Source organism: Enterobacter cloacae complex sp. SHL022, from assembly GCF_049237785.1.
In the GTDB taxonomy this organism is placed as follows: Bacteria; Pseudomonadota; Gammaproteobacteria; order Enterobacterales; family Enterobacteriaceae; genus Enterobacter; species Enterobacter hormaechei_C.
The window spans coordinates 1-3438 of the sequence record NZ_JBMKJH010000023.1 but is presented as its reverse complement, the minus strand read 5'-3'; the positions used below and the strand labels follow the sequence as shown (position 1 = coordinate 3438).

Sequence of the window (3438 nt, the reverse complement as noted above, 5' to 3'; positions counted from 1 at the left end):
CGCACTTCCAGGTGGAAGGCATGGATGTGAACCTGTCTCTGGTGAGCCAGATGCCGAAAGCGAAAGCGTAAGGCGGTAGCAGGGATGAAAATTTATCGTCCGTTATGGGAAGACGGGGCCTTCCTGGCCCCGCAGCAGTTCCAGCAGCAGGCCCGCTGGGATGCACATGTGGCCGACACCGTGGCCCGGATGGCGCTGGCGAACCCGTGGGGTGTGCTGTGTGCGGAGTTCGACGAAGGCGCTCTGGCCCTTTCACGGCTGAATGCCACCCGGCTTTGCGTGCGCTTTGCGGATGGTACGCTGGTGGACACAGATCTGGCGGATAACCTGCCGCCGGTCTGTGATTTATCAGCGGCGGGGAGTGATGCAGTTGAAGTGCTGCTGTGTCTGCCACTCCTCAGCGCCAACGGCGGTAATCTGGATGACGGGCAGGACAGTGCCCGTCCGCGCCGCTGGCAGTCTGAACGGGTGACGGTGCAGGAACTGGCCGGGCATGAGCGCAGTGAACTGACGGTACTTCGTCATGCCCTGACGCTGCGGCTGTCGACTCAGGAAAACAGCGCCTGGCTTACCTGCCCGGTGGCGAGACTGATGCGAAACGCGCAGGGGCAGTGGGTACTGGAGCGGAGCTTTATTCCGCCGCTGCTCTCTTTATCTGCCAGCCCGCTACTGCTCAGCGAACTGAGTGATTTGCTGCACCGCCTTGCGGCCCGGCGTAAGCGCCTGATGGCAATGCGCCGTGAAAGCAACGAGCGGATGGCGGACTTCGCGGTGGCCGATGTATCGCTGTTCTGGTTGCTGAACGCCCTCAACAGCGTTGAGCCGGTACTGACGGAGCTGCACCAGGCGCCGTCCCGCCATCCGGAACTGCTGTACCGCGAGCTGGCCCGCCTTGCCGGCAGCCTGCTGACCTTTTCGCTTGAACATGATGTGGACGCCATTCCCCCCTATCGGCATGACGCGCCGGAAACGGTGTTCCCGCCGCTTTTTACCCTGCTTGATAGTCTCCTTGAAGCCAGTCTGCCGTCGCGCGTGATCGCTATTGAACTGAAACAGGGCGAAGACCGGGAAATCTGGCGCGGGAAGCTGCACGACGCGAGGCTGCGTGAAGGGGCCGATTTCTATCTCTCCGTGCGCTCCGCCATGCCAAACCACGAACTCCAGACGCGCTTCCCGCAACTGTGCAAGGCGGGCAGCCACGATGATGTCTCTGAGGTGGTGAATATCGCCCTGAGCGGGATGGTGATTAAACCGCTGAGTCACGTTCCGGCGGCCATCCCGCTGCGCCTGGAAAATCAGTATTTCGCGCTGGATCTGTCCACCGATGCTGCTCGTGCCATGCTGGAAGCCGGGAACTGTACCTTCTATACGCCGGGCTCCCTCGGTGAGGTGAAACTTGAACTGTTTGCGGTGCTGCGCTCATGAACGATGCCGACATTGACCTGATAAACAAAACGTTTTATCCGGGCTGGCTGATGGTCAGCCAGTTGCGCAGCGGCCAGGAGGTAAAGGACGGCGAAGCGCTGTACCGACGGGCCTGCCGGTGGGTGAACGCCGCGCGTGAATCACTGAACAAAGCCGGGTTCAGCACCACGTCCTGCGAACATATGCTGTATGCGTACTGCGCCCTGATGGATGAGAGCGTGCTGAACCGGGATAAACAGGATGACGGTTACCGGCAGTGGCGAAAAGACCCACTTCAGGCGCGATTTTTCCGTACCCTGAATGCAGGAGAAGAGCTATGGGAGCGTATCCGTACGGCCCTGCGCGAACCTGCGCCGGATGTGGCAGTGCTGACCTGTATGTACCGCACTCTGCAACTGGGCTTCACCGGTCAGTACCGCACGCAGGATGATGAGCGGCGTGAGGATGTGGTGCGCGCGCTCAGTGAGCGCGTACCGCCGTTTGCGCTGACCCAGGAAACGCCTGTGGTGGTCAGGGCATCCCGCCTGCGCAGCGGACGCCGGATGTACTGGCTGGGCTGGGCGGCGGGCGTGGTGGTGCTGGCGGCGCTGTGGTTCACCTTCTCCTCTGTGCTGTCGCAGATGGTGGCGCAGATTGCGGGGCAGGGATAACGGATGCGTCAACTCACCCGAACGCTACTCACACTGTTTGCTGCTGTCCTTGCCCTGTGGCTGGTCGTGGGTTTCTGGCCGCTTTCCACCGTCAGCCGTTCTGTGCTCAGCATCTGTATTCTGCTGGTCTGCGGCGCGGCGCTATGGCACCGGTGGCGGCGTCGCCAGTTCGTCATACCGGTAACGGAGCATGTCCTGCCCCCGGAAGATTTTCAGGGTGCGGTGGTGCTGGCCTGCGGCGATACGACCAGCCTGTTCCCTCCCGATACCGTTTATCGTGAAACCCGTCAGGGCTGGTACATACACGCGCAAAACGCAGAACAGCTGCCGCTGCTGGCGCAGCATCTGGCGGCTGTCCGTCCGGCGCTGGTGTCGCAGGTCTCGGTATTGCTGGCGCTGATACCGGAACAGCAGACGTCGGAAGAGGCACTGGCGCAGACGCTCCGTGGCTGGCGACGCAGTATTACGCAGTGCCGGAACTGGCTGAACGGTGTTCCGCCGGTATGGAGCGTGGCCTGGGTGTCGCCACCTGACCTTCACTCTAAAGAAGAGGCGCAGTGGTTTACCGTCACACCGGAGTTACCGGGCGTGCGGGTGCGGCAGAACGGACATGTCGCCCTGCCGGTGACGGACTGGCAGTGGGAGAGCGGCAGCCGCGCCTCACGCCTTTATGACACGCTGTGGCTGGACAGCATACTGGCGCTGATGGCGCACCACCTCACCCGGCCACTCAGTGCCAGACAGGGTGAGCTTCCGCAGCTGAATCTCTGCGCGGCAGGTATCTGTCTGACACCGATCGCCGCAACAGAGGATAACCTCTGGCAGCAGCAGATAGCCGGTATCACCACGCTTTGCCCGAAACCTGTCTTTGCACCGGATTTACTGCCGCTGCCGGAGGTATTGCTGCCGTACCTGCCGCGTCGCCACGGCATCAGCCGCCGGATGCAGAATATGCGGCTGGCCGGGGGTATCAGCTTTGTCTTCCTTGCGCTGGCGATGCTGGCTTCCTTTATCAACAACCAGCGGCTGGTGCGCAGCGTGGGCGACCACCTTGCCGTATACCACCGTCTCAGCGGCACGCCACCTGAGCCGAAGCAGCAGGCGCAGCAGCGTTTGCGGGCAGACAGCCGCCTGCTGGACGACTGGCTGCTGCGTGGCGAGCCACTGCGTTACGGGCTCGGCCTGTATCAGGGCATGCGTCTGATCCCGCCGGTAGAAGCCGCCATTAATAGCTGGACGCCACCGCCGCCACTTCGTCCGGTGATTAAGAAAATCGTGCAGGGGCCGCAGACTGTCCGCCTCGACAGCATGTCGCTGTTCGATACCGGAAAGTGGGCGCTTAAACCCGCCTCAACGAAGCTGC

At 62.2% G+C, this 3438-nt stretch carries 4 protein-coding genes; all 4 read left to right on the top strand.

Annotated elements, in window-relative coordinates:
* Positions 1-71, top strand: a 71-nt coding sequence (locus ACOTZD_RS22820; protein WP_373559891.1) for a hypothetical protein, incomplete at its 5' end; no start/stop codon positions are given.
* A gap of 13 nt (positions 72-84) precedes the next feature.
* The gene (gene tssK, locus ACOTZD_RS22815; protein ID WP_063401964.1) at positions 85-1425 is read left to right on the top strand and encodes a type VI secretion system baseplate subunit TssK; all 1341 of its coding nucleotides are present in this window, start codon (positions 85-87) and stop codon (positions 1423-1425) included.
* Positions 1422-2075 carry a type VI secretion system protein TssL, short form gene (tssL, locus tag ACOTZD_RS22810; RefSeq protein ID WP_045344095.1) on the top strand — a complete coding sequence of 218 codons (654 nt, stop codon included), beginning with the start codon at positions 1422-1424 and terminating at the stop codon, positions 2073-2075. The genes tssK and tssL overlap by 4 nt, the downstream gene beginning before the upstream one ends.
* Before the next feature lie 3 nt (positions 2076-2078).
* A partial coding sequence (locus tag ACOTZD_RS22805; protein WP_421636375.1) for an OmpA family protein occupies positions 2079-3438 on the top strand: 1360 nt, incomplete at its 3' end.